Raw genomic sequence first — 20,337 nt, forward strand, 5'->3', positions numbered from 1 at the left:
GCGGGGACAGATGAAACGGCACCTCATGGGCGTCGTCGCGGCGGGCCTGACCGTGGCGCTCGGCGTCAGCGGATGCGGCAAGGGCAGTTCGTCGGGCGGAGACTCCGACGGCAAGACCATCAAGTTCGTCGCCGCGATCTACGACGACAACACCAAGCCCTACTGGGACGCACTGATCAAGGACTTCGAGGCCAAGAACTCGGGCTACAAGGTCAACCTGGAGATGGTCGACTGGACCCAGATGGACGCCAAGGTCAAGACCTACGTCCAGACGAAGCAGGTCCCCGACGTCCTGAACTACAACGCGTTCTCCGACTTCGCCCGCGACGGCCTCATCTACAAGGCGTCCGAGGTGCTGTCTCCGGCGACGCTGAGCGACTTCACGCCCACCTTCGTCGAGCAGGCCCAGTACAACGGCACCCAGTACGGCCTGCCGTTCATCTCCAGCGCGCGCCTCCTGTTCTACAACAAGGAGCTGCTCAAGAAGGCCGGCGTCACCGACCCGCCCGCCACCTGGGACGAGGTGAAGAGCGCCGCGGAGAAGGTGAAGAAGACGGGCGCGATCGGCTACGGGCTGCCGCTCGGCCCCGAGGAGTCGCAGGCCGAGTTCTACTCGTGGGCGATGAACAACGGCGGCGGCTGGGTCGACGCGTCCGGGAAGTGGGCGATCAACCAGCAGGCCAACATCGACACCCTCACCTTCCTCAAGGACCTCAACAAGTCCGGGCTGACCCAGCCGAACCCGGAGACCACCGACCGCAAGACGGTGTTCAACCAGTTCGCGCAGGGCAAGGTCGGCATGGCCATCGGCGGGCCGTTCACCAAGGCCGGATTCATCGACCCGGTGAACAAGGACCTGGACTTCGGCGTCGCGCCGCTGCCGAGCAAGAGCGGCACCGAGCACAACACGCTCGGCGTCATGGACGTCCTCGCCGCGTTCAAGAAGGACGACGGCAAGAACAAGGAGGCCATCAAGAAGTTCCTCGACTTCTTCTACCAGAAGGAGAACACCTCGAAGTTCCTCACCACCGAGGGCTTCCTCCCGGTGACGAAGTCGGCCGGTGACGCGCTCAGCGCCGACCCGTACATGAAGCAGTTCGTGGACGCGCTGCCCACCTCCAAGTTCGCCCCGACGACCAACCCGGCGTGGTCGGCGGTCGCCGGCGCGGTGAAGCAGGACCTCGGCACCGCCGCCGCGAACGAGGACCCGAAGAAGGTCCTGGACAAGATCCAGGAAACCGCCGAGAAGGCCGGCTGAGTGCAGGACCTCAAGGCCAAGGAGCGGGGGGCCGTCACCTCCCCGGCCCCCCGCCCCTCCCTCGTCCGCCGGGCCGGCCGCGCGCTGACCCCGCTGCTGTGGCTCGGCCCGGCGCTCGTCCTCATCACGGTCGTCGTGCTCTGGCCGGTGATCGAGATGGTCCGGACGTCACTGCAGAAGATCAGCTCGTCCGGCGTCACGCTCGGCTACCGGGGCGGCGCCAACTACACCGACCTGTTCGGCGAGGACGACCTCGTCCCCGTCGTGCTGCGGACGCTGCTGTGGGTCGGCGGCATCGTGATCGTCACGATGGTGCTGTCCCTCGCGCTCGGCCAGCTGCTGAACGCGCGCTTCCCCGGCCGCCGCGTCGTCCGCTGGGCCGTCATCGTCCCGTGGGCGGCGTCGGTGCTGATGACGGCGCTGATCTGGAAGTGGATGCTGGACAACTACTCCGGCATCGTCAACCGCGTCCTGCTCGACCTGCACCTGATCGACGAGCCGGTGAACTGGCTGGCCCACCCCACCCAGGCGATGTTCTGGATGATGTGGGTCGCGGTGTTCGTGTCGCTTCCGTTCACGTCCTTCGTCATCCTCGCCGGCCTGCAGACGATCCCCGGCGACGTGTACGAGGCCGCCCGCGTCGACGGCGCCGGCCACGTCCGCACCTACTTCGGCATCACCCTCCCCCTCCTGCGCCCGGCCATCCTCATCGCCTCGATCATCAACGTGATCAATGTCTTCAACAGCTTCCCGATCATCTGGGCGATGACCGGCGGCGGGCCCGGCCACAAGACCGACACCACCACCACGTACATGTACAAACTCGCGTTCTACGACCAGAACGTCGGCGAGTCCGGCGCGATGGCGGTCGTCAACTTCGTCCTGATCCTGGTGATGGTGCTGCTGTACCTGCGGGCCGCCCGCTGGCGCGAGGAGGTCCGATGACCGGCCGCTCGGCACCCGGGGGGGCGACCCCCCGGCGAACGCGAAAGATCGTCCTCGCCGGGATCGGCTGGCTGGTGGCGCTGGCCTTCCTGCTGCCCTACCTGCAGATGTTCTTCACCGCGCTCAAGCCCGAGCGCGAGCTGACGGAGTCCCCCGGCACCTACCTGCCGTCCCAGTGGACGTGGTCGAACTTCGTCGACGTCTGGTCGGCGGCCCCCGTCTGGACGTACCTGCGGGTCTCCCTCACCGTGGCGGCCGCCGCCACCCTGGTGACCCTGGCCTGCGCCCTGCCCGCCGCCTACTACACGGCCCGGAACCGTTTCCGGGGCCGCGGCGCGTTCCTGCTGCTGGTCCTGGTCACGCAGATGTTCGCGCCGACCGCACTCGTCATCGGCATCTACCGGGAAATGGTCGCGCTGAACCTGACCGACACCCTGATGTCGCTCATCCTGGTGAACGCGGCGTTCAACCTGCCGTTCTGCGTCTGGATCCTGCACGGCTACTTCTCCAGCATCCCGAAGGAACTGGAAGAGGCCGCCTTCCTGGACGGCGCGGGCCGCATGGGCGCCCTGACCCGCGTCACCCTTCCCATTTCCATGCCCGGCGTGGTCACCGCGATCGTCTACACGTTCATCGCGGCGTGGAACGAGTACATCGTCGCCCTGACCGTCACCGCGTCCCCGGACCGCCGCCCCCTGACGGTCGGCATCCCGTCCTTCGTCACCCAGTACCAGGCGCACTGGCAGTACCTTTTCGCCGCGTCCCTGATCGCGATCATCCCGGTCGTCATCCTGTTCATCTTCGTCGAGCGCTACCTGATCGGCGGCCTGACCGCGGGCTCCATCAAATGAGCCTGATCGGCCTGGACGTGGGCGGCACCTCGATGAAGGCCGCGGTGACGCACGACTCCGAAGTACTCCTGACCGAGTCATGTCCCACGGACCGCGAAGACCCGGTGGGCGGCATTCTCGACTTCGCCGCCCACCTCGCGTCCCGCGCGGCCGCATTGGGCTCCCCCGCCCAGGCCGCCGGGATCGCGCTGCCCGGCATCGTGGACGAATCCACGGGCACGGCCGTCCATTCCGCGAACCTCGGCTGGCGCGACGTCCCCATGCTCCACCTGGCCGGCGAACGCCTCGGAATTCCCGTCGCCGTCGGCCACGACGTCCGCACGGGCGGCCTGGCGGAAGCGGTATTGGGCGCCGGTCGCGACGCCGGTGATTTCGTCTTCATGGCCATCGGCACCGGAATAGCCGCCGCCCTGATCCTGAACGGCAGCCCCTATCCCGGCACGATCGGCTGGAGCGGCGAGATAGGCCACGTGGTCGTCCGCCCGAACGGCGAGGACTGCGCCTGCGGCAACAAGGGCTGCCTGGAGAGATACTCCTCGGCCGCCGCCATCTCCCGCCGCCACGGCGCCTCCGTCCCCGCAGAGGAAGTGATAGCCCGCGCCGGGCGGAACGACGAGAAGGCCGCGCGGGTCTGGTCCGAAGCACTCGACTGCCTGGCGGACGGCCTAGCCGCCACGACACTCCTCCTGGACCCGTCCCTGCTCGTCATCGGCGGCGGCCTGGCCAAGGCCGGTGAGTCACTCCGAGCCCCCTTGGCCACCCGCCTGGCGGACCGCCTGACCTTCCGGGAGGCACCCCGCCTGACCCTCTCCGAACTGGACGACCAGGCAGCCGTAAAAGGCGCAGCAATCCTCGCCGCCCGCCTCCTGCCCCCTCAGGAGCCGAGGAAGTAACCCACCAGTCGGCGGACGGGGCCGAGATGGCCGCTCATGCGGGCACCGGCTCGATCTCGGCCCAGACCACCTTGCCGCCCTCGCTCAGCGGCCGAGTCCCCCACCGCCGGACGAGCGACTCCATGAGCATCAGCCCGCGCCCGCTCTCGGCGGCATGGTCGACGGGCCGCACGACCGGCGCCGCGTCCGACCGGTCCCACGCCTCGACGACCGCGAACCCGTCGTCCCGCAGATAGGCGCGCACGATCACCAGATCCCCGTCCCGGGACCCGTGCGTGACCGCGTTGGTCGCCAGCTCGCTGACCACCGTCCGGGCGACGTAGTCCGCAAGCCCCCAGCTCCCGAAGACCATTCCGACGAACTCCCGGGCCTCCCTGACGGCCTCCGCCGCCGCCTTGATCACGATCACTGACGGCTCCATCCGCTCACCTCCGCGTGTCGCATGTGACTTAACGCAAAGGATTAACCACATGGAGTAATATCAAGAGCAAAGCGCGACAGCGCAACGAGCCCGCTTGCACCTGCTTGCAAGTGCTTTCGAGAGGTGGCCCGCCCATGCCGTCACGAAAGCCCACCCGGCAGACCATCGCCTTCGGCATCGCCCTGGCCGGCCTGCGAGAAGATGTCGGACTTTCCCGACTCGAACTGGCCAACCGCATACCGGTCACCCGCAGCTACATCGGCCAGGTCGAGACCGGAACCACCCGCTGCACGAGAGAGTTCGCGGCCGAGCTCGACAAGGCCCTCGAATCCCAGACCGAAATGCAGGACGCCTGGGACGACCTGCTCAAATCCAGCCGGTACCCGCCCTGGTTCGCCGACTACCCCCTGGCCGAAGGCACCGCCTGCTTACTGCGCGCCTTCGAGACGATGTTCGTCTACGGCCTCTTCCAGACCCCGGCCTACATCCGTGCCCTTCTGCAGGAAGAGACCGCCGTCGAAGGACGACTCCGCCGCCAAGAGGTCCTGCAACGCGAGCCCCCGCCCATGCTCAGCATCGTCCTGCTGGAAAACGTCCTCTGGACGTGCATGGGCAACGCGGAGATCATGCGCGAACAATGCGAACACCTGCTCACCGTCTCCGAGTGGAGCAACGTCACCCTCCAAATCGCCCCCACCGGCTACTACCCGGGCCTCGTCGGCTCTTTCAATCTCGCGACCCAGTCGAACGGCGGCGACCTGCTCTACATGCCCGCCGCGAGAGGCGGCATCACAACGAACGACCAAGAGGATATCTTGCACATAGTCGGCGCCTTCTCGGCGCTGCAAGCTCGCGCTCTGAGCGTCGACGACTCCCGCGAGTTCCTACGGAAGGCGGTTGTTCGGTGGACATGATCACGTGGCGGAAGGCCCGGAAGAGCAGCGACCAGGGTGACGCCTGCGTGGAAGTGGCACGTTTCCCGGAGGCCGTGGCCGTCCGCGACTCCAAGGACCCTGACGGCCCCAAACTCCTCCTCACCCCCCGCACCTTCCAAACCATCCTCAACAGCCTCAAGCAGTAGCCCCCATGCCCGGCCCCTCCTTGGGGCCGGGCACCCTGTCGACCTCTGCTTTCCTCAATAACCAGGCGGACCAGGGTGACGCCTGCTTCGACACAATCCTCAACGACCTCAAGCAGTAGCCAGCACGCCGGGTAACTCTGAGAGGCCACCATGAACGCGAGCGAAGACGAGACCGCGGGGAAGGACCGGCCGGAGACCGCACAGGCGTTCATGGCGCTACCGGCGCGAACCGGGGACTCACGGGAGTTGTTCCTGGAGTGCCTGGCCGACCTCGTCCGAGCGGTCGGACTCGACGTCCCGGCCGAGCCGGATCCAGATGATCGGCGGGGCTGGCGATTGCGGGTACGGGCGGCGCTTCGCAACGCCGGCAGCGAGGGCCTGCCCGCGTCCGATGCCGCCTTCGGCGCCCTCATGAAGGCGGCCGTCCACGATCCGGACCCGAGCTTCAATCGCCAGTTCGTCGAGCCGGCTCTGCACGCATTCGGACGCCGGCGAGTCCGCTCTGCGCTTCTCGAGTATCTGCGGACGGGCACCGATCTGGAGCGGGCCGGTGCCGCGCGTGCGTGGTACTGGACGGCGCTGCCGCTGCGCCTCCCCAACACGCGAGCCGAGAACGGCCTCGGGGAGAGCCGGACGGACTCCGAGGACAGGTCCGTCCTGGTGAGGGTGTGGAACGAGACCGCGCTCCAAGAATTCGTCAGCAATGAAAACCTGGACGTTCGACGCTGCATTCTCCCTGGGCTGCCTCTGCGGCCGTCCGCGTATCCGCCGGAATTCCACGCTCTCGTGGAAACGGCGGTGGAGATCGCTCGCTCCCACCCGGATGAGTACATCCGCCACCGCGTGGAGATCCAAGTGCGCGGTTAATCGCGGCCGGACCCTCCCTGGCCTCGCCGCACGTCCGGGTGCCGTGTTCGTCAGTGGGCGGGGTCTGTGGCGCTGGGTTGTGAGGACGTCCGGGATGGGGCGGCGGTCAGCAGGAGGGTGGCGAAGACGAGGGGCGCGGCGATCTGGTAGCCGATCCATACCTCGCCCCCGGCGCCGCTGCTCCCCCACAGGGGAAGAAGGGCGGCGAGGGTCGCCAGCCCCCAGCCGGCGTCGTAGCCGACCATGAGGCGGACGTAGGTCCGCGCCGGGCGGCTGCGCAGGTGCTTGATCTCGATCGCGCCGCAGATCAGCAGGGCCGCGCCCGAGGCGGCCATGAGCCATGTCGATACGCCGAACAGGCGGCCGAGTGGGGCTGCGGCGAGCAGGCAGGCGGCGCCTAGGAGCGCCTTGACGGCGCTGTCGGCGATGATCCCGGTCCTCTGGCGTGCGTCCGGCGGGGCGGTGTTCTGGGGCATGGAGTCCTCCTGAGCTCGTCCAGCCTTGGTTCCGTAATCAAATTATCGCAATAATGAGACTATGCGTATGACGAGAGCGGAAGCCAAGGAGCGCAACCGCCGTGCCCTGCTGGACGCCGCGTTCGAGGTCGTCGCCCGGGACGGATACCGGGCGAAGCTCGACGAGATCGCCGAGCGGGCCGGCCTGACCACCGGCGCCGTCTACTCCCTGTTCGGCAGCAAGAACGGCCTGGTGCTCGCGCTCGTCACGGACTACCTGCGGCCGCACTACGAGGAGATCGAGCAGGCCGTCCCGGCCGGGCTCGACCTGCTCGGCGCGGTCGAGGTCTTCGCCCGGTACTACCGGCGCAGCTTCGATTCGCCGGACGCGCTGTCCGTCCTGTCGCTGCAGATCACCCTGCTGGACATGGCCTTGCACGACCGGGAACTCGGCGCTCAGCTCGCCGCGTCGATCCGGCGGCAGGAGCAGCAGTTGATCGCGGTGTTCTCCGGAAGGCCGCACAACGGGGGCACCGTGACGTCCGGCCAGGCGGAGCGCCTGGTCACGGCGCTGCGAGCACTGTTCGTCGGCCTCAACCAGGGTGTCATCCTCGGCCTCGCCCCCGGCGCGGACGAGCAGTTCTTCGTCGATGCCGCTCGGTCGCTCGCCACGGGGATGCCCCTTGCCGATCACGATGCGGACGGTTCGTCAGGTTGACGAGTGGCCGGGGCCGGTGGTGCCCTGTCCGGGCAGACCGGCGAGTTGCATCGGTACATCGCGGAAAGGGCGGTATGGCGGAGCCTTCGGTTGCGGCCGGCCAGGCCGACGGCGCGGGCGGTGGAGGACGCGGTCCGCTGCGGCGTGCGGCACTGCTCGGCGGCGGTTTCGCCGTGTCCTACGGGCTCGTCCTCACGGTTCTGAGCGACACCTTCTTCTGGTTCGCGATCCCCGGAATGCTCGGGCTCGTCACCGTCGTGCTGCTGGCCATGCACCTGCTGCTGTATCGCCCGTTCGGGGGCGCAGTGCCGTTCGCCGCGGACGGCACCGATCGCGAAGGCCCGGTGAAATACCACTACAGGATCCTGGTGGGGCGTTACTTGCTGCTCATCGCGGTGCCCGGCATCGCGATGATCGCTTTGCCGCTCGCGCTGGGTCTCCGCTATCTCGGCCCGTTCATCGCGGTGGGCATGATGGCGCTTTTGCTGGGAACGCGGTTCTGGCTGCCGCAGATCGGCTGGGTGCGGAAATGCGCCCGCGTGCTGAAGGTGTACGACTTCGAGTTCCGCTCACCCGTGCAGAAGTCGAGCCTGCAGAGCCAGGGCAGGCGTTCCCTGACGCTGGGCGGCGGAGACTCCCCGCGGATGTCGGCGCGCGAACCGCTCTACTCCGACCGGTGGCCCGCGGAGATCGACCGCGGGGCCTGGTTCGCCGGTGACGACGTCTTCGGGGGCGTGCTGCTCGCTCCCGGCACTGGCGAGTTGATGTTCCTGCAGCCGGAGAACTGGGCCGTCCACGAGAATGCGCGGCAGCGGGCGGAAGCGGAGCGCCGGAGCAAGGCCGAGCAGGCCGGGCTCACGCGCAGGTCGGTCTAGAGCTCCGCCACCCTGGCGATCACGAACCGGCTCTTCGGGATGGCCGGTGCCCGCCGCGGATGAATGCTCAGGTCCTGTGGCGGGACCTGGTAGGACATCCACCGGGTAAGGGCGGTCACCGACGTTTTCATCACGTCCTTGGTGACCCATTCCCCGGCGCAGCGGTGGCCTTCGAAATGGTCACCGCCGCCCTGCGGGATGAGACTGTAGGCGTCCGGCGAGCGGCCGATGAACCGTTCCGGTTTGAACTGTTCGGGACGGTCCCAAAGGCGCGGGTCGTGATCCGTCCCGTGCAGGTCGAGCAGGACGCGCCGTCCCTTCGGGAAATAGTGGCCGCGCCATTCGAAGTCGCGGGCGGCGCGCGCCGCGACGAGCGGGAAGAACGGGTAGAACCGGCGCACTTCCTGGACGAACGCTTCGAGGAGTTCCGGGTCGTCGTCCGTCGCGAGCCGGCGCCGCCATTCGGGATGGTCGTGCAGCGCCATGGCGGCGAACACCACGAACCGCGCCACCGCCACCGTGGGCCGCAGGACGTTGAGCAGCTCCACTCCGGCCACGTCCGGCGGCAGGAGGCTCCCGTCCGTGTCGCGGTAGGTGGCGATCTCGTCCAGCGCCGTGCCGTCGCCTGGCGCCGCACCCCGAGCCGACGAGGCATCCCGCCCGTGCCGTTCACGGGCGCGCGTGACGTGGGCGGCGGCCCAGCGGTCGGCGAGCCTGCGGGCGGTGCGTCCACGCAGGTAGCGGGGGCCGACCGCCGCGGGGGCCTCGATCAGCGCGACGAGCATCCGGGAGATCTGCGGGACCTGCCGGGCGGCGAGCGGCACCCCCGCCCACGCGCACACCGCACTGCACAGCAGCTCGCTGACCTCGTCGAACAGGACGACGCGCGGCTCGTTCCGCCACGCGCCGATGCGCTCCCGCCAGGCCCGCCCGGTGAGATCGCGCAGCTCGTCCCGCGCCTCGGGCGTCATCAAGGACATGAACATCCGCTTGCGCGCGGCGTGCCGCCGCCCGTCCAGGCCCTGCACGCCGTTCTCGCCGAACAGAGTGACGCGCAGCCGCCGGGGCGCGGCGCCTTCACGGACGAAACGGTCCGGGTCGTAGAACACGCGCGCGGCGTCCGCCCCGGTCATGCAGGTGGTCTTCCGCAAGAGCAGCCGCATGTCGTAGACGTCGGTGTCCAGGCGGCGGGCCCGTGCGGACAGCAGCCCGTAAGGCCGCGACAGCAGCGGCAATGTGTCGTCCAGGACGGGCATGACGCTCCTTCGTTGGGGACGGGCGCTCCGCGGCGAGCTCGTCAGGGGACGATGACGAGCTTGCCGCGCGTGTGCCCGCTGCGGCTGGCGTCGAACGCGGCACCCGTCTCCTCCAGCGGGAACGTGTCCGCGACCTCGACGGCGAGCGCGCCGCGGTCGGCGAGGCGGGCCAGCTCGGCGAGCTTCGCGCCGTCCGGGCGGACCCAGATCCAGTGGCCGCCGTGCTCGTCCACGGTGTTGTCGGCGACGGACACGTGCCGCCCGCCGCCGGCCAGCACGGCGAGCGTGGCGTCCAGCTGCCCGCCCACGAAGTCGGCGACGGCGGTCACCCCGCCGGGCGCCAGCTCCCGGACGCGCTCCACCAGCCCGTCCCCGTAGGAGACCGGCTCCGCGCCGAGTCCCCGCAGGTAGTCGTGGTTCTTCTCGGACGCCGTGCCGATCACCCGGGCACCGCGGTCGCGGGCGATCTGGACCGCGAGGCCGCCGACCCCGCCGGACGCCGCGTGGATGAGCAGCACGTCGTCCTTGCCGACCGCCAGCCGGTCCAGGGAGCGCTGCGCGGTCATCCCGGCGAGCGGCAGGCCGCCCGCCTGGTTCCAGTCGAGCGCCTGGGGCTTGTGCGCGACGTGGTCGGCCGCGACCGCGACGTACTGCGCGAACGTCCCGGCGCCGACGACGTCCTTGCGCGCGTACGCCATGACCTCGTCGCCGACGGCGAACTCCGGCGTGTCGGGGCCGAGGCCGCGGACGACCCCGGCGACGTCCCAGCCGGGGATGACCGGGAAGACCGCGTCCATCATCCCGTCGAGGCCCCCGGCCATGACCTTCCAGTCGACGGGGTTGACCCCGGCGGCGCGGACCTCGACCAGCACCTGGCCGGGGCCGACCTTCGGATCCGGCGCGTCCCCGACCTTCAGCTTCGCGTTGTCGGACGCATACGAGTCATAGGTGACGGCACGCATTCCTCCAACCTGCCTCCGCACCCGCCCACTAAACCCGTCCGCCGGGCGTGCAATGCGTAGGAGATTTCCTACGCTTGACACGTAGGCAACTCCCTACCTATCGTCGCTCGCATGACCATCACCCATGTGCGCCTGCTGACCGTTCCCGTCTCCGACCTGGACACGGCCAAGGACTTCTACGCCGGCAAGCTCGGCTTCGACGTCGTCGCGGACCAGCAGAACGGCCCGATCCGCTGGCTGCAGCTCGCCCCCAAGGGGGCCGAGACGAGCGTCGTCCTCGCGAACCACACCCCGGCCGCGCCCGGAAGCCTGCAAGGGCTGATCCTGGCGACGGCCGACCTCGACGGCGACTGCGCGGCGCTGCGCGAGGCCGGTGTGGACGTCGACGGCCCGCAGGACCTCCCCTGGGGCCGGCAGGCCGTGATCACCGACCCCGACGGCAACGGCCTCGTCCTGGCCGAGCAGTGACCGCCGACGTGTTCGCGGCGCTGGCCAGCCCCGTCCGGCGGGAGCTCACCGCGCTCCTGCTGGACGGCCCGCGCCCGGTCAACGACCTCGCCGCGCACTTCACGATGAGCCGCCCGAGCGTCTCCGAGCACCTCAGGGTGCTCCGGGAGGCCGGGCTCGTCACCGAGCAGCGCGACGGCCGCCGTCGCGTCTACCGGCTGGAGCCCGGGCCGCTGCGCGAACTGTCCGCATGGCTGACCCCGTACGAGCGGTTCTGGCGCGAGAAGCTCTCTAACCTGCGCGAACTGCTGGACGAGGAGGACCTGTGACGCCCATCGTCGAGGCCGCCGGGCTGGTCAAGTGGTTCGGCGACGTGGAGGCCCTCGCCGGCCTCGACCTCACCGTGTCGCCCGGCCGGGTGACCGCCCTGCTCGGCCCGAACGGCGCCGGCAAGACCACCTTCGTGCGCTGCGTCGCGACCCTCGTCCGTCCCGAGGGCGGCACGCTGCTCGTGGACGGGATCGACGCCGCCCGCGACCCCGCCCGCGTCCGCCGCACCATCGGCCTGGCCGGCCAGTACGCGGCCGTCGAGGGTGCGCTGACCGGCCGCGAGAACCTGGAGATGATCGCCCGCCTGTTCGGCAGGAACCGCCGGGACGCCCGCGCCGGCGCGTCCGACGTGCTCGAACGCCTCTCGCTCGGCGATGTCGCCGACCGCCTCGTCCGCACCTACTCGGGCGGGATGCGCCGCCGCCTCGACCTCGGCGCCAGCCTCGTCGGCGCGCCCCGCCTCCTGCTGCTGGACGAGCCCACCACCGGGCTCGACCCCCGCAGCCGCATCGAACTGTGGGACGCCATCGGCGACCTGGTGTCCGGCGGCACGAACGTCCTGCTGACCACCCAGTACCTGGACGAGGCCGACCGCCTGGCCGACCGTGTGGCGATCATCGACCACGGCCGCGTCGTCGCCGAGGGCACGCCCCGCGAGCTGAAGGCCCGCACGGGCGGCGACCTGATCGAAGTCCATGTCCACGACCACGCCTCGCTGACCTCGGCCGCCCGAGCACTGGACGCCCTCGGCACCGTCCGCACCGACCCGCGCACCCTCCTCGTCACCGCGACCGCCGAGAACGGCCCGGACGACCTCACGAGAGCCGTCCGAAGCCTGGCCGACCACCAGATCCCGATAGCGGACATCACCCTCCGCCGCCCGACCCTCGACGAGGTCTTCCTCTCCCTGACCACCACCACGGAACGAGGCCCCCGCCGACGGGACGAGGCTCCGGCCGACGCGACGAGGTTCTCGCCGACGGGGACGGGACCATCATGAGAAGGAGTGAGGCCGCATGGCGGTAATGCAGGCTCCCGGTGGGGCCGGTGTCGGAGCGGCAAGCTGGGTCATAGCCCGGCGCGGAATGCGGCGGACGTTCCGGACGCCGCAGATCATCGTGATGGGGCTCGTCCAGAGCGTCGCATTCCTGCTGATCTTCCGGTACGTGTTCGGCGGGGCGATCGGCACGGGACGCGTCGACTACGTCGACTACATGATCCCCGGGCTGCTGACCGTGAGCGGGCTGTTCGCCGGCATGAGCGCGGCGGTCGCGGTCGCCGAGGACGTCGCGTCCGGCTACCTCGACCGGCTGAAGTCGCTGCCGATGCCGCGCACCGCCGTCATCTCCGGCCAGGTCGCGGCGGACACGGCACGCGTCACGCTGATCCTCGCGGTGAGCGCGGCGCTGGCCTTCGCCGTCGGCTTCCGCGTGCACGCGGGCTGGCCGTCCGCACTGGCCGGATTCGGGTTGTGCGTCCTGTTCGGGTTCGCGTTCGTGTGGGTGTTCGTGGCGCTGGGGCTGCTCAGCGCGAACCCGCAGGCGTCGCAGGGCGCGGGGTTCCTGGCGCTGCCGCTGAGCTTCGTCTCCAGCGCCTACGTCCCGGTGGAGACGATGCCCGGCTGGCTGCAGGGCTTCGCCGAGAACCAGCCGGTCACGGTCATGATGGACGCCGTCCGGGTGCTCACCCAGGGCGACGCGGCCGCCGCGCTGCTCGGCCACGGCGCCGCCCACTACGTGACGCGCTCGCTGGCGTGGACGGCCGGGATCATCGTGGTCTCCGGCGTCATCGCCGTCGCCCGCGTCCGCCGGACATGACATGGCGGCGACAGGACACGGGCGCGCCCCGGGCACGCGCCGTAAGGTGGACGGCGTGAGCGGTGAGCGCGCGTCGATCGAGGTGGACGAGTTCCTGCCGCATCCGCCGCGCAAGGTGTGGCGGGCGCTCACCGAGCCGGACCTGCTGGCCCGCTGGATGATGCCGAACGACTTCGAGCCCGTCGTCGGGCACCGCTTCACCTTCGCCACCACCCCGATCCCCAACATCGGGTTCGACGGCACGATCCGATGCCGGGTCCTCGACATCGAGGACGAGCGGCTGCTGCGCATCAGCTGGAACGGCGGCGGCCTCGACACCACGGTGACCTGGCGGCTCGTCCCCGAAGGCCACGGCACCCGGCTGTTCATCGAGCACGCGGGCTTCGACCTGGACGACCCCGTCAACGCCTACGCCTTCCGCGGCATGGGCAGCGGCTGGCGCTCCGGCATCCTCCGCGCCCTCCAAAAAACCCTCACCGACATCGCCTGACCCGAAGCAAACCAAGCTGCCCCACAGGCCACGGAAGCGAGAGCGGCTGGACCGCGCTCAGCACGCAGGGCCCGGGGGGCGGGTTGCTTCGCCGACGGCCCGGCCATCGCGGGCTTGGGGCGGTCAGTTCTCCGAGCTGGCGGGTGGGTCGGCGTAGACGCCGTGGAGCATGCCGGTGGCCTGGCCGACTTCGATCAGGTAGTCGTCCGGGTCGCGCATGTAGCAGCGGATCTCGGCCTTGCGGTCGAGCGGCTCCGTCAGGAACCGGGCGCCCCGCTCCTTGGCGTACGCGTAGAACGCGGCGATGTCGGCGACGCGCACGTTCATGAAGGACGAGACGGGGTCGCCCGGTTCCGGCGGCGACAGCGTGACGTCGGGCTTGTCCGGGGTGGGTCCGCCGCCGGGGTTCATGATGATCCAGGTGTTGGCGACCTTCACGATGGCGGGGTTCTCCGCCAGGACGACCTCGCCGCCGAGGACGTCCGCGTAGAAGGCGCGCGAGCGCGCCACGTCGCGGACGGTGAGGAAGTGCGTGAGCACGAGCCCTTCCACGGGCGCGGGCAACCGATCCCGATCCGCCATGTCTCTGCCTCCCGATCATCAGGGTCGTCCTGGTCTGCGGTCGTCTCCCAATACCCGGAGGACGCCTGCCGACCCTCGAAACGCCTCCTCAACCCCCTGGTCATCTCCCTGGTTCCGGCCCGTCTCCCCTTGCCGGAGCCCCTCAAGATCTTGAACGTCGCTCTTCCCACCGGCCCGAGATCGTCCCAACTCGTTCCGTCTGCCGAAAGCTCCCGCCCCTGGCTCACCTCGGGACATACCGGCGCACCCCCGGCCAAAGGCGGGCCGGGGGTGCGCGTACGGCGGGTCAGCTGACGGTTTCCAGCGGTGGGTCGTTGGCGAACTGGGTGTTGTAGAGGTCGGCATAGCGGCCGCCTGCGGCGAGGAGGTCGTCGTGGGTTCCGCGTTCGACGATGCTGCCCTGCTCGATGACCAGGATCTGGTCGGCGGAGCGGATCGTGCTCAACCGGTGCGCGATGACGACGGCGGTGCGGCCGTCGAGGGCCTCGGCGAGGGCCTCCTGGACGGCGGCCTCGGAGGTCGAGTCGAGGTGGGCGGTGGCCTCGTCCAGGATCACGACCCGCTGGCGGGCCAGCAGCAGGCGGGCGATGGTGAGGCGCTGGCGCTCGCCGCCGGACAGGCGGTAGCCGCGCTCGCCGACGATGGTGTCGAGGCCGTCGGGCAGTCCCTCGATGAGGGTGTCGAGGCGGGCGCGGCGCAGGACGTCCCACAGGTCGTCCTCGGTGGCCTCGGGACGGGCCAGGAGGAGGTTCTCGCGGATCGACTCGTGGAACAGGTGGCCGTCCTGCGTGACCATGCCGAGGGTGTCGCGGATGGCCTGGAAGGACAGGTCGCGGACGTCCACGCCGCCGAGGCGGACGGCGCCGGAGTCGACGTCGTAGAGGCGCGGCAGGAGCTGCGCGATCGTCGACTTGCCCGCGCCGGACGAGCCGACCAGCGCGACCGTCTGCCCGGGTTCGGCGCGGAACGAGATGCCGTGCAGGACCTCGACGCCGCCGCGGGTGTCGAGGGTGGCGACCTCTTCGAGGGAGGCGAGGGAGACCTTGTCGGCGGACGGGTAGCCGAAGCGGACGTCGTCGAACTCGACGGTGACCGGGCCGTCCGGGACGGTGCGGGGCTCGGGCTTCTCGGCGACGAGGGGCTCCAGGTCGAGGATCTCGAAGACCCGCTCGAAGCTGACGAGGGCGCTCATCACCTCGACGCGGGAGCTGGCGAGGGCGGTCAGCGGCGCGTACAGGCGGGTGAGCAGGAGCGCGAGCGCGACGACGGCGCCGGCGTCGAGGTGGTCGCGCAGGGACAGGAAGCCGCCGAGGCCGTAGACGAGGGCGAGGGCCAGGGCGGAGACCATGGTGAGCGCGGTGATGAAGACGTGCTGCACCATCGCGGTGCGGACGCCGATGTCGCGGACGCGGCGGGCGCGGGCGGCGAACTCGGCCGACTCGCGGGCGGGGCGTCCGAACAGCTTCACCAGGGTCGCGCCCGGGGCGGAGAAGCGCTCGGTCATCTGCGTGCTCATCGCGGCGTCGTGCGCGGCGGCCTCGCGTTCGAGCCGCGCCAGGCGGGTGCCCATGCGGCGGGCCGGGAGGACGAAGACGGGCAGCAGGACCAGGGCGAGCAGCGTGATCTGCCAGGAGATGCGGACCATCACCGCGAAGGTGAGCAGCACCGTGACCAGGTTGCTGACGACGCCGGAGAGGGTGTCGCTGAAGGCGCGCTGGGCGCCGATGACGTCGTTGTTGAGGCGGCTGACCAGGGCGCCGGTGCGGGTGCGGGTGAAGAACGCGACGGGCATCCGCTGGACGTGGTCGAACACGGCGGTGCGCAGGTCGAGGATCAGCCCCTCGCCGATGCGGGCCGACAGCCACCGGTTGGCGAGCCCGAGGCCGCCTTCGGCCACCGCGAGGACGGCGATGACCACGGCCAGCCCGATGACGGTGGACGTCGCGTCGCGGTCGACGATCGCGTTGACGACCCAGCCGGCGAGGACGGGCGTCGCGACCGCGATGACCGCCATCACCACGCTGAGGATGAGGAAGGCGGCGAGCTGCCGCCGGTGCGGGCGGGCGAAGCCGCCGATGCGGCGCAGGGTGGCCTTGGAGAAGGGCCTGCCGTCCTGCGCGTGCATGGCGTGGTGCAGCGACATCCACGCCGTGACCTCCATGTCCACGGGTCCCCCTGGTGATCGTTAGCCTGGTACGGCAAGCACGGGACCTCAACAATGGTTGAGGTCAAGTCGTCGCCCGCGGCCAGCATGGCGCGGGGGTCCGACATTTCACGGAGGGACGCGCACCACGTGGACATCGAGAGTCTCCGGGCCGACACCCCCGGCTGCGCGAAGGTGGCCCATCTCAACAACGCGGGCGCGGCGCTGCCGCCCCGTCCGGTCATCGAGGCCGTCAACGGGCATTTCGCGCTGGAATCGGAGATCGGCGGATACGAGGCCGCCGAGCAGAACGCAGAGGCCGTCCAACACTTCTATGACGCCGTGGCAGGGCTCATCGGCGCGCGCGCAGACGAGATCGCCTTCGTGGAGAACGCCACCCGGGCCTGGGACATGGCGTTCTACTCGATCCCCTTCGCGAACGGCGACCGCATCCTGACCACCACCTCCGAGTACTCCAGCAACGCGATCGCCTACCAGCAGGTGGCGGCGGCCAAGGGCGCGAAGGTGGAGGTCGTCCCCGACGAGGCCGACGGCACCCTCTCCCTGGACGCGCTGGAGGCCGAACTCGCCAAGGGTGACGTCCGCCTGGTGTCGCTCAACCACATCCCCACGCAGAACGGGCTCGTCAACCCGGCCGCCGAGGTGGGGCGGCTGTGCCGCGAGCACGGCGTCCTCTACCTTCTGGACGCGTGCCAGTCGGTCGGCCACCTCGCCGTGGACGTGGGCGAGATCGGCTGCGACATGCTCTCGGCGACCGGCCGCAAGTACCTGCGCGGCCCCCGCGGCACGGGTTTCCTGTACGTGCGGCGCGACATCGTGCGGACGCTCGTCCCGCCCTTCCTCGACCTGCACGCCGCCGAGTGGAAGGCACCGGACGGTTTCGAGATGCGCGGCGACGCCCAGCGCTTCGAGACATGGGAGCGGTACGTCGCCGGGCAGATCGGCCTGGGCGTCGCCGCCGACTATGCGGCCCGCGTGGGGATGGTGGAGATCGAGGCCCGCGTGACCGCACTCGCCGCCAGGCTTCGTGAGGAACTGGCCGACCGCCCTGGTGTCACCGTCCACGACAAGGGGGTGCGGCCGTCCGGGCTCGTCACGTTCAGCGTGGACGGCCACGACCCCGCCGCCATCAAGGCGGCCGCAAGGGCGCACGGCGTCAACATCAACGTCACGAACCCCATGTCGCACGGATACGACCCGCACGTCCTTCCTGCGGCCGTGCGGGCCTCCGTGCACTACTACAACACCGAGGAGGAACTGGACCGGCTACTGTCCGTCCTCCCCTAGCGGGGGCGTGAGCGTGCCCAGGGCCGGAGGATGGGCACCGGTAGCGGCCTCCGGGCACGCCCACTGGTCACATGTCGGACGACGTCACGTGTTGGACCGGGCGGCGCTGATGTCCGCCAGGGCCGACCGGGAGTCGTGCTCGATCGCCAGGTCGCCGATGGACACGATGCCCACGGGACGGCCGTCCTCCATGACGGGCAGCCGGCGCACCGACCGCTCCCGCATGATCTGCGCGGCCTTGTCCAGGGAGTCGTCGGGGCCGACGGTCGCCGTCACCCGGCTCGCGATGCCGCCGATCTTCGCCTGGGACGGGTCGCCGCCGGCGGCGAGGCCGCGGATGACGAGGTCCCGGTCGGTGACCACGCCCTGCAGGTCGTCGCCCTCCGCGACCAGCACCGCGCCGATGTCCTCGTCGCGCATCGCCCGCGCCACCGTCACGATGTCGAGTTCCGGGGACACCGACGTCGGCGAGCCCGTCATGATTTCGCGGATCTTCGTGGCCATCGATCACTCCTTGACCTCGTGATTCGTTCCTGGGGGCCCGGGGATGACTCGGGCCTACCCGGCAGAAACGGGATCACTCATGACGTCCGGAACGCGGCGAACATCCGCTCGGCCCCCGCCCGGTCCCACTCCAGCCGGTTCGGGTCCTGCCGCGCGGGACGCACCGGAACCGTGTCGAACGTGATCGAACCGCTCTCACCGAAGCTCTCGGCGAGCAGCCGCAACTCCCCCGCCCCCAGCCCCGGCGTCGTCTCGACCGCACCGGCGACCGCCGTGAGGAACCGCGCCAGCCGCACCGGATTCCCGGTCGCCCGCTCCCGCACCTCCCGCACCAGCGCCTCCAGGAACTGGTGCTGCCGCTCGATGCGCGCGAGATCGGAACCGTCCCCGACGCCGTACCTCGCCCGCACGTAGGCCAGGGCCGTCCGCCCGCTCACCCGGTGCCTGCCCGCCGACAGCTTCAGCCCCGCCTTCGGGTCGTCGACCGGCGCGGGCAGCGTCACCCGGACGCCGCCGAGCGCGTCCACGATCGCCCGGAACCCGTCGAAGTCGATCAGCACCGTCCGGTCGATCCGGACGCTCGTCAGCGACTCCATCGTCTTCACCGCGCACCCCGCGCCGCCCTCCGGGAACACCGAGTTGATCAGCCCTCGGCGCGCCGGGAGGACCGCCCCGCCGGCGGTCTTGCACGCCGGAATCCGCACCAGGGAGTCGCGCGGGACGCTCACCGCGCGGACGCGCTTCCGGTCGGCCGGGACGTGCACCACCATGATCGTGTCCGACCGCGCGTGCGCGCCGCCCCGCCCGTCCACACCGAGGAGCAGCACGTTGAACGCGGCCCCGGGCGCGGCCGACTTCGCCGCCACCGGCTTCGCGTCCCGCCCGTGGAAGACCACCGCCGGGACGAGGATCGCCGCCGCCGTCACCGCCACGACCATGCCGAGCAGCGTCCACCGGCCGGGGCCGCGCCGCCGTCGCCGCCCGGCCGCGTCCAGCAGCCGGTTCCGCTGCCGGGCCAGCGAGGCGGGCGGCTCGTGCTCCAGCTCCCGGCCGAGGTCGCGGATCAGGTCCAGGTCGTCCATGCTCACGCCTCCTCACGCGTCGGGTCGGTGTCGCCCAGCGCGGCGCGCACCTTGCGCCGGGCGCGGTTGAGCCGGGAGCGGACCGTCCCGACCGGGATGCCGAGCGCCCGCGCCACCTCCTCGTAGGCCAGATCGCCCCACGCCACCAGCAGCAGGACGTCCAGGTCCCGCCGCGGCAGCCCGGACAGCGCCGCCGCCAGCGCGGGCCGCGTCGCCGACGCCGTCACCCCCGCCGCGACCCGCTCCGCGGGCCCCTCGACCGGACCGTCCACGGGGCTCCGCCGCAGCGCCCGGTAGCGCGCGCCCTCCGCCCGGTGGTGCCGCGCCACCAGCTTCGTCGCGATGCCGAACAGCCACGGCCGCGCGTCCCGCTGCGCCGGGTCGTAGCGCTCCCGCTTGCTGAACGCGACGAGGAACGTCTCTCCGACGACGTCCTCCGCGGCCTCGGGCCCCAGCCTGCGCGAGACGTACCGGTACAGCATCGCGGAGTACCGGTCGAAGAGCGCGGCGAACGCCTCCGGATCGGCGAGCGAACCCTCGATGAGGGCGGCATCGCTGTCCTGAGCCGTCGGGGGTACGGTCATCGCCACCACCATGGCATGCGCACCGGGCCTTCCCGTGCGGGGACGTTGTCGGAGATGTATCTCCGCGACGCCCCGTCCGGGTTCACGGACACGGCCGCCAAGGACGCGAACCACTCCGAACCTTCCCGGTAAACTGCGCGTCCTTCACTATGCGCGGCGTTGTCGGGGGGACGGCTCCGCCTGCCTGCCGGGGGTTCGAGTCGAGGAGGGCCAGGACGTGGAGAACGACGCCGAGCGGGAACCGGACGCATCCGGCACCGAGGACGAGCAGGACGCGTCCCGCACCGCCACGGCCGAGTTCCCCGCCCCCGCGAAGGTCAACCTGACCCGCCCGGACATCGCGCTCCGCCGCCCCGAGGACAAGCCGCCCGTCTGGTACGTCCAGTTCCCGTCCCCGCAGCCGACCGAGGACGCCCCTTCCACCGACGAGGACGAGCCGCCCGCCCCGAAAGAGCCCCGCGCCGACGA

At 70.6% G+C, this 20,337-nt stretch carries 24 protein-coding genes; 15 read left to right on the forward strand and 9 right to left on the reverse strand.

Annotated features, from left to right (window positions below; translation table 11 throughout):
- Positions 1-10 precede the first annotated feature (10 nt).
- The 4 genes from ACGFI1_RS16430 to ACGFI1_RS16445 are packed head-to-tail and all read left to right on the forward strand — an operon-like array spanning position 11 to position 3,947.
- Positions 11-1,258, forward strand: coding sequence for an extracellular solute-binding protein (locus tag ACGFI1_RS16430; RefSeq protein WP_392732252.1), 1,248 nt, complete (start codon positions 11-13; stop codon positions 1,256-1,258).
- Positions 1,259-2,203: a carbohydrate ABC transporter permease gene (locus ACGFI1_RS16435; RefSeq protein ID WP_301175471.1), complete on the forward strand. Its 945-nt coding sequence runs from the start codon at positions 1,259-1,261 to the stop codon at positions 2,201-2,203.
- A complete protein-coding gene (locus ACGFI1_RS16440; RefSeq protein ID WP_392786030.1) occupies positions 2,200-3,054 on the forward strand; it encodes a carbohydrate ABC transporter permease in 855 nt (284 codons plus the stop codon). Before ACGFI1_RS16435 ends, ACGFI1_RS16440 begins: the two co-directional genes overlap by 4 nt.
- Entirely contained in the window at positions 3,051-3,947 is an 897-nt protein-coding gene (locus ACGFI1_RS16445) for an ROK family protein (protein ID WP_392786032.1), read from the forward strand. Before ACGFI1_RS16440 ends, ACGFI1_RS16445 begins: the two co-directional genes overlap by 4 nt.
- Positions 3,948-3,981: 34 nt before the next feature.
- Here ACGFI1_RS16445 and ACGFI1_RS16450 read toward each other — a convergent pair whose 3' ends face one another.
- On the reverse strand, positions 3,982-4,368 hold the full coding sequence (locus ACGFI1_RS16450) for an ATP-binding protein (RefSeq protein WP_171069153.1): 387 nt from the start codon (positions 4,366-4,368) through the stop codon (positions 3,982-3,984).
- 134 nt (positions 4,369-4,502) lie between these two features.
- Here ACGFI1_RS16450 and ACGFI1_RS16455 point away from each other — a divergent pair, with 134 nt between their 5' ends.
- From ACGFI1_RS16455 to ACGFI1_RS16465, 3 genes are all read left to right on the forward strand, one after another.
- On the forward strand, positions 4,503-5,282 hold the full coding sequence (locus tag ACGFI1_RS16455; protein ID WP_392786034.1) for a helix-turn-helix domain-containing protein: 780 nt from the start codon (positions 4,503-4,505) through the stop codon (positions 5,280-5,282).
- Entirely contained in the window at positions 5,279-5,449 is a 171-nt protein-coding gene (locus ACGFI1_RS16460) for a DUF397 domain-containing protein (protein ID WP_138638213.1), read from the forward strand. The genes ACGFI1_RS16455 and ACGFI1_RS16460 overlap by 4 nt, the downstream gene beginning before the upstream one ends.
- Positions 5,450-5,599: 150 nt before the next feature.
- The gene (locus tag ACGFI1_RS16465; RefSeq protein ID WP_392786036.1) at positions 5,600-6,316 is read left to right on the forward strand and encodes a hypothetical protein; all 717 of its coding nucleotides are present in this window, start codon (positions 5,600-5,602) and stop codon (positions 6,314-6,316) included.
- A gap of 50 nt (positions 6,317-6,366) precedes the next feature.
- Here ACGFI1_RS16465 and ACGFI1_RS16470 read toward each other — a convergent pair whose 3' ends face one another.
- Positions 6,367-6,792 carry a hypothetical protein gene (locus ACGFI1_RS16470; RefSeq protein ID WP_392786038.1) on the reverse strand — a complete coding sequence of 142 codons (426 nt, stop codon included), beginning with the start codon at positions 6,790-6,792 and terminating at the stop codon, positions 6,367-6,369.
- 67 nt (positions 6,793-6,859) lie between these two features.
- Between ACGFI1_RS16470 and ACGFI1_RS16475 the strand changes: the two genes are divergently transcribed.
- Together ACGFI1_RS16475 and ACGFI1_RS16480 are read left to right on the forward strand one after the other, a co-directional pair.
- Positions 6,860-7,489 (forward strand): TetR/AcrR family transcriptional regulator, encoded by a 630-nt coding sequence (locus ACGFI1_RS16475; protein ID WP_392786039.1) that lies wholly within the window; start codon positions 6,860-6,862, stop codon positions 7,487-7,489.
- Between the two features lie 74 nt (positions 7,490-7,563).
- On the forward strand, positions 7,564-8,364 hold the full coding sequence (locus tag ACGFI1_RS16480) for a hypothetical protein (RefSeq protein WP_392786041.1): 801 nt from the start codon (positions 7,564-7,566) through the stop codon (positions 8,362-8,364).
- On the opposite strand, the gene ACGFI1_RS16485 is transcribed toward ACGFI1_RS16480, so the two are convergent.
- The gene (locus ACGFI1_RS16485) at positions 8,361-9,620 is read right to left on the reverse strand and encodes a cytochrome P450 (RefSeq protein ID WP_392786043.1); all 1,260 of its coding nucleotides are present in this window, start codon (positions 9,618-9,620) and stop codon (positions 8,361-8,363) included. The genes ACGFI1_RS16480 and ACGFI1_RS16485 overlap by 4 nt on opposite strands.
- A 41-nt stretch (positions 9,621-9,661) precedes the next feature.
- A complete protein-coding gene (locus tag ACGFI1_RS16490; RefSeq protein WP_386873816.1) occupies positions 9,662-10,582 on the reverse strand; it encodes an NADP-dependent oxidoreductase in 921 nt (306 codons plus the stop codon).
- Positions 10,583-10,693: 111 nt separating this feature from the next.
- Here ACGFI1_RS16490 and ACGFI1_RS16495 point away from each other — a divergent pair, with 111 nt between their 5' ends.
- From ACGFI1_RS16495 to ACGFI1_RS16515, 5 genes are read left to right on the forward strand one after another with little or no spacing between them, the layout of a single operon-like run.
- The gene (locus tag ACGFI1_RS16495; protein ID WP_387070508.1) at positions 10,694-11,050 is read left to right on the forward strand and encodes a VOC family protein; all 357 of its coding nucleotides are present in this window, start codon (positions 10,694-10,696) and stop codon (positions 11,048-11,050) included.
- Complete coding sequence (locus tag ACGFI1_RS16500) at positions 11,047-11,358, forward strand: ArsR/SmtB family transcription factor (RefSeq protein WP_387070506.1); 312 nt, start codon at positions 11,047-11,049, stop codon at positions 11,356-11,358. Before ACGFI1_RS16495 ends, ACGFI1_RS16500 begins: the two co-directional genes overlap by 4 nt.
- Positions 11,355-12,359, forward strand: a complete 1,005-nt coding sequence (locus ACGFI1_RS16505; protein WP_392786045.1) for an ATP-binding cassette domain-containing protein — start codon at positions 11,355-11,357, stop codon at positions 12,357-12,359. Before ACGFI1_RS16500 ends, ACGFI1_RS16505 begins: the two co-directional genes overlap by 4 nt.
- A 25-nt stretch (positions 12,360-12,384) precedes the next feature.
- Complete coding sequence (locus ACGFI1_RS16510) at positions 12,385-13,176, forward strand: ABC transporter permease (RefSeq protein ID WP_392786291.1); 792 nt, start codon at positions 12,385-12,387, stop codon at positions 13,174-13,176.
- A gap of 55 nt (positions 13,177-13,231) precedes the next feature.
- The gene (locus ACGFI1_RS16515; protein WP_387070500.1) at positions 13,232-13,666 is read left to right on the forward strand and encodes an SRPBCC family protein; all 435 of its coding nucleotides are present in this window, start codon (positions 13,232-13,234) and stop codon (positions 13,664-13,666) included.
- A gap of 123 nt (positions 13,667-13,789) precedes the next feature.
- Here ACGFI1_RS16515 and ACGFI1_RS16520 read toward each other — a convergent pair whose 3' ends face one another.
- Both ACGFI1_RS16520 and ACGFI1_RS16525 read right to left on the reverse strand, forming a co-directional pair.
- Entirely contained in the window at positions 13,790-14,248 is a 459-nt protein-coding gene (locus tag ACGFI1_RS16520) for a VOC family protein (protein WP_392786047.1), read from the reverse strand.
- A gap of 286 nt (positions 14,249-14,534) precedes the next feature.
- On the reverse strand, positions 14,535-16,409 hold the full coding sequence (locus tag ACGFI1_RS16525) for an ABC transporter ATP-binding protein (RefSeq protein ID WP_392732770.1): 1,875 nt from the start codon (positions 16,407-16,409) through the stop codon (positions 14,535-14,537).
- Positions 16,410-16,541: 132 nt separating this feature from the next.
- Here ACGFI1_RS16525 and ACGFI1_RS16530 point away from each other — a divergent pair, with 132 nt between their 5' ends.
- The gene (locus ACGFI1_RS16530; protein ID WP_392786049.1) at positions 16,542-17,699 is read left to right on the forward strand and encodes an aminotransferase class V-fold PLP-dependent enzyme; all 1,158 of its coding nucleotides are present in this window, start codon (positions 16,542-16,544) and stop codon (positions 17,697-17,699) included.
- 84 nt (positions 17,700-17,783) lie between these two features.
- Here the strand turns inward: ACGFI1_RS16530 and ACGFI1_RS16535 are convergent, their stop codons facing one another.
- The 3 genes from ACGFI1_RS16535 to ACGFI1_RS16545 form a co-directional block, all read right to left on the reverse strand.
- Positions 17,784-18,203, reverse strand: coding sequence for a CBS domain-containing protein (locus ACGFI1_RS16535; protein WP_138638194.1), 420 nt, complete (start codon positions 18,201-18,203; stop codon positions 17,784-17,786).
- Between the two features lie 77 nt (positions 18,204-18,280).
- Complete coding sequence (locus ACGFI1_RS16540) at positions 18,281-19,285, reverse strand: LCP family protein (protein WP_392786051.1); 1,005 nt, start codon at positions 19,283-19,285, stop codon at positions 18,281-18,283.
- Between the two features lie 2 nt (positions 19,286-19,287).
- A complete protein-coding gene (locus ACGFI1_RS16545) occupies positions 19,288-19,869 on the reverse strand; it encodes an RNA polymerase sigma factor (protein ID WP_301175464.1) in 582 nt (193 codons plus the stop codon).
- Positions 19,870-20,337: the final 468 nt, after the last annotated feature.

Origin of the sequence: Actinomadura geliboluensis (assembly GCF_043197915.1) — a bacterium.
In the GTDB taxonomy this organism is placed as follows: Bacteria; Actinomycetota; Actinomycetes; order Streptosporangiales; family Streptosporangiaceae; genus Spirillospora; species Spirillospora geliboluensis.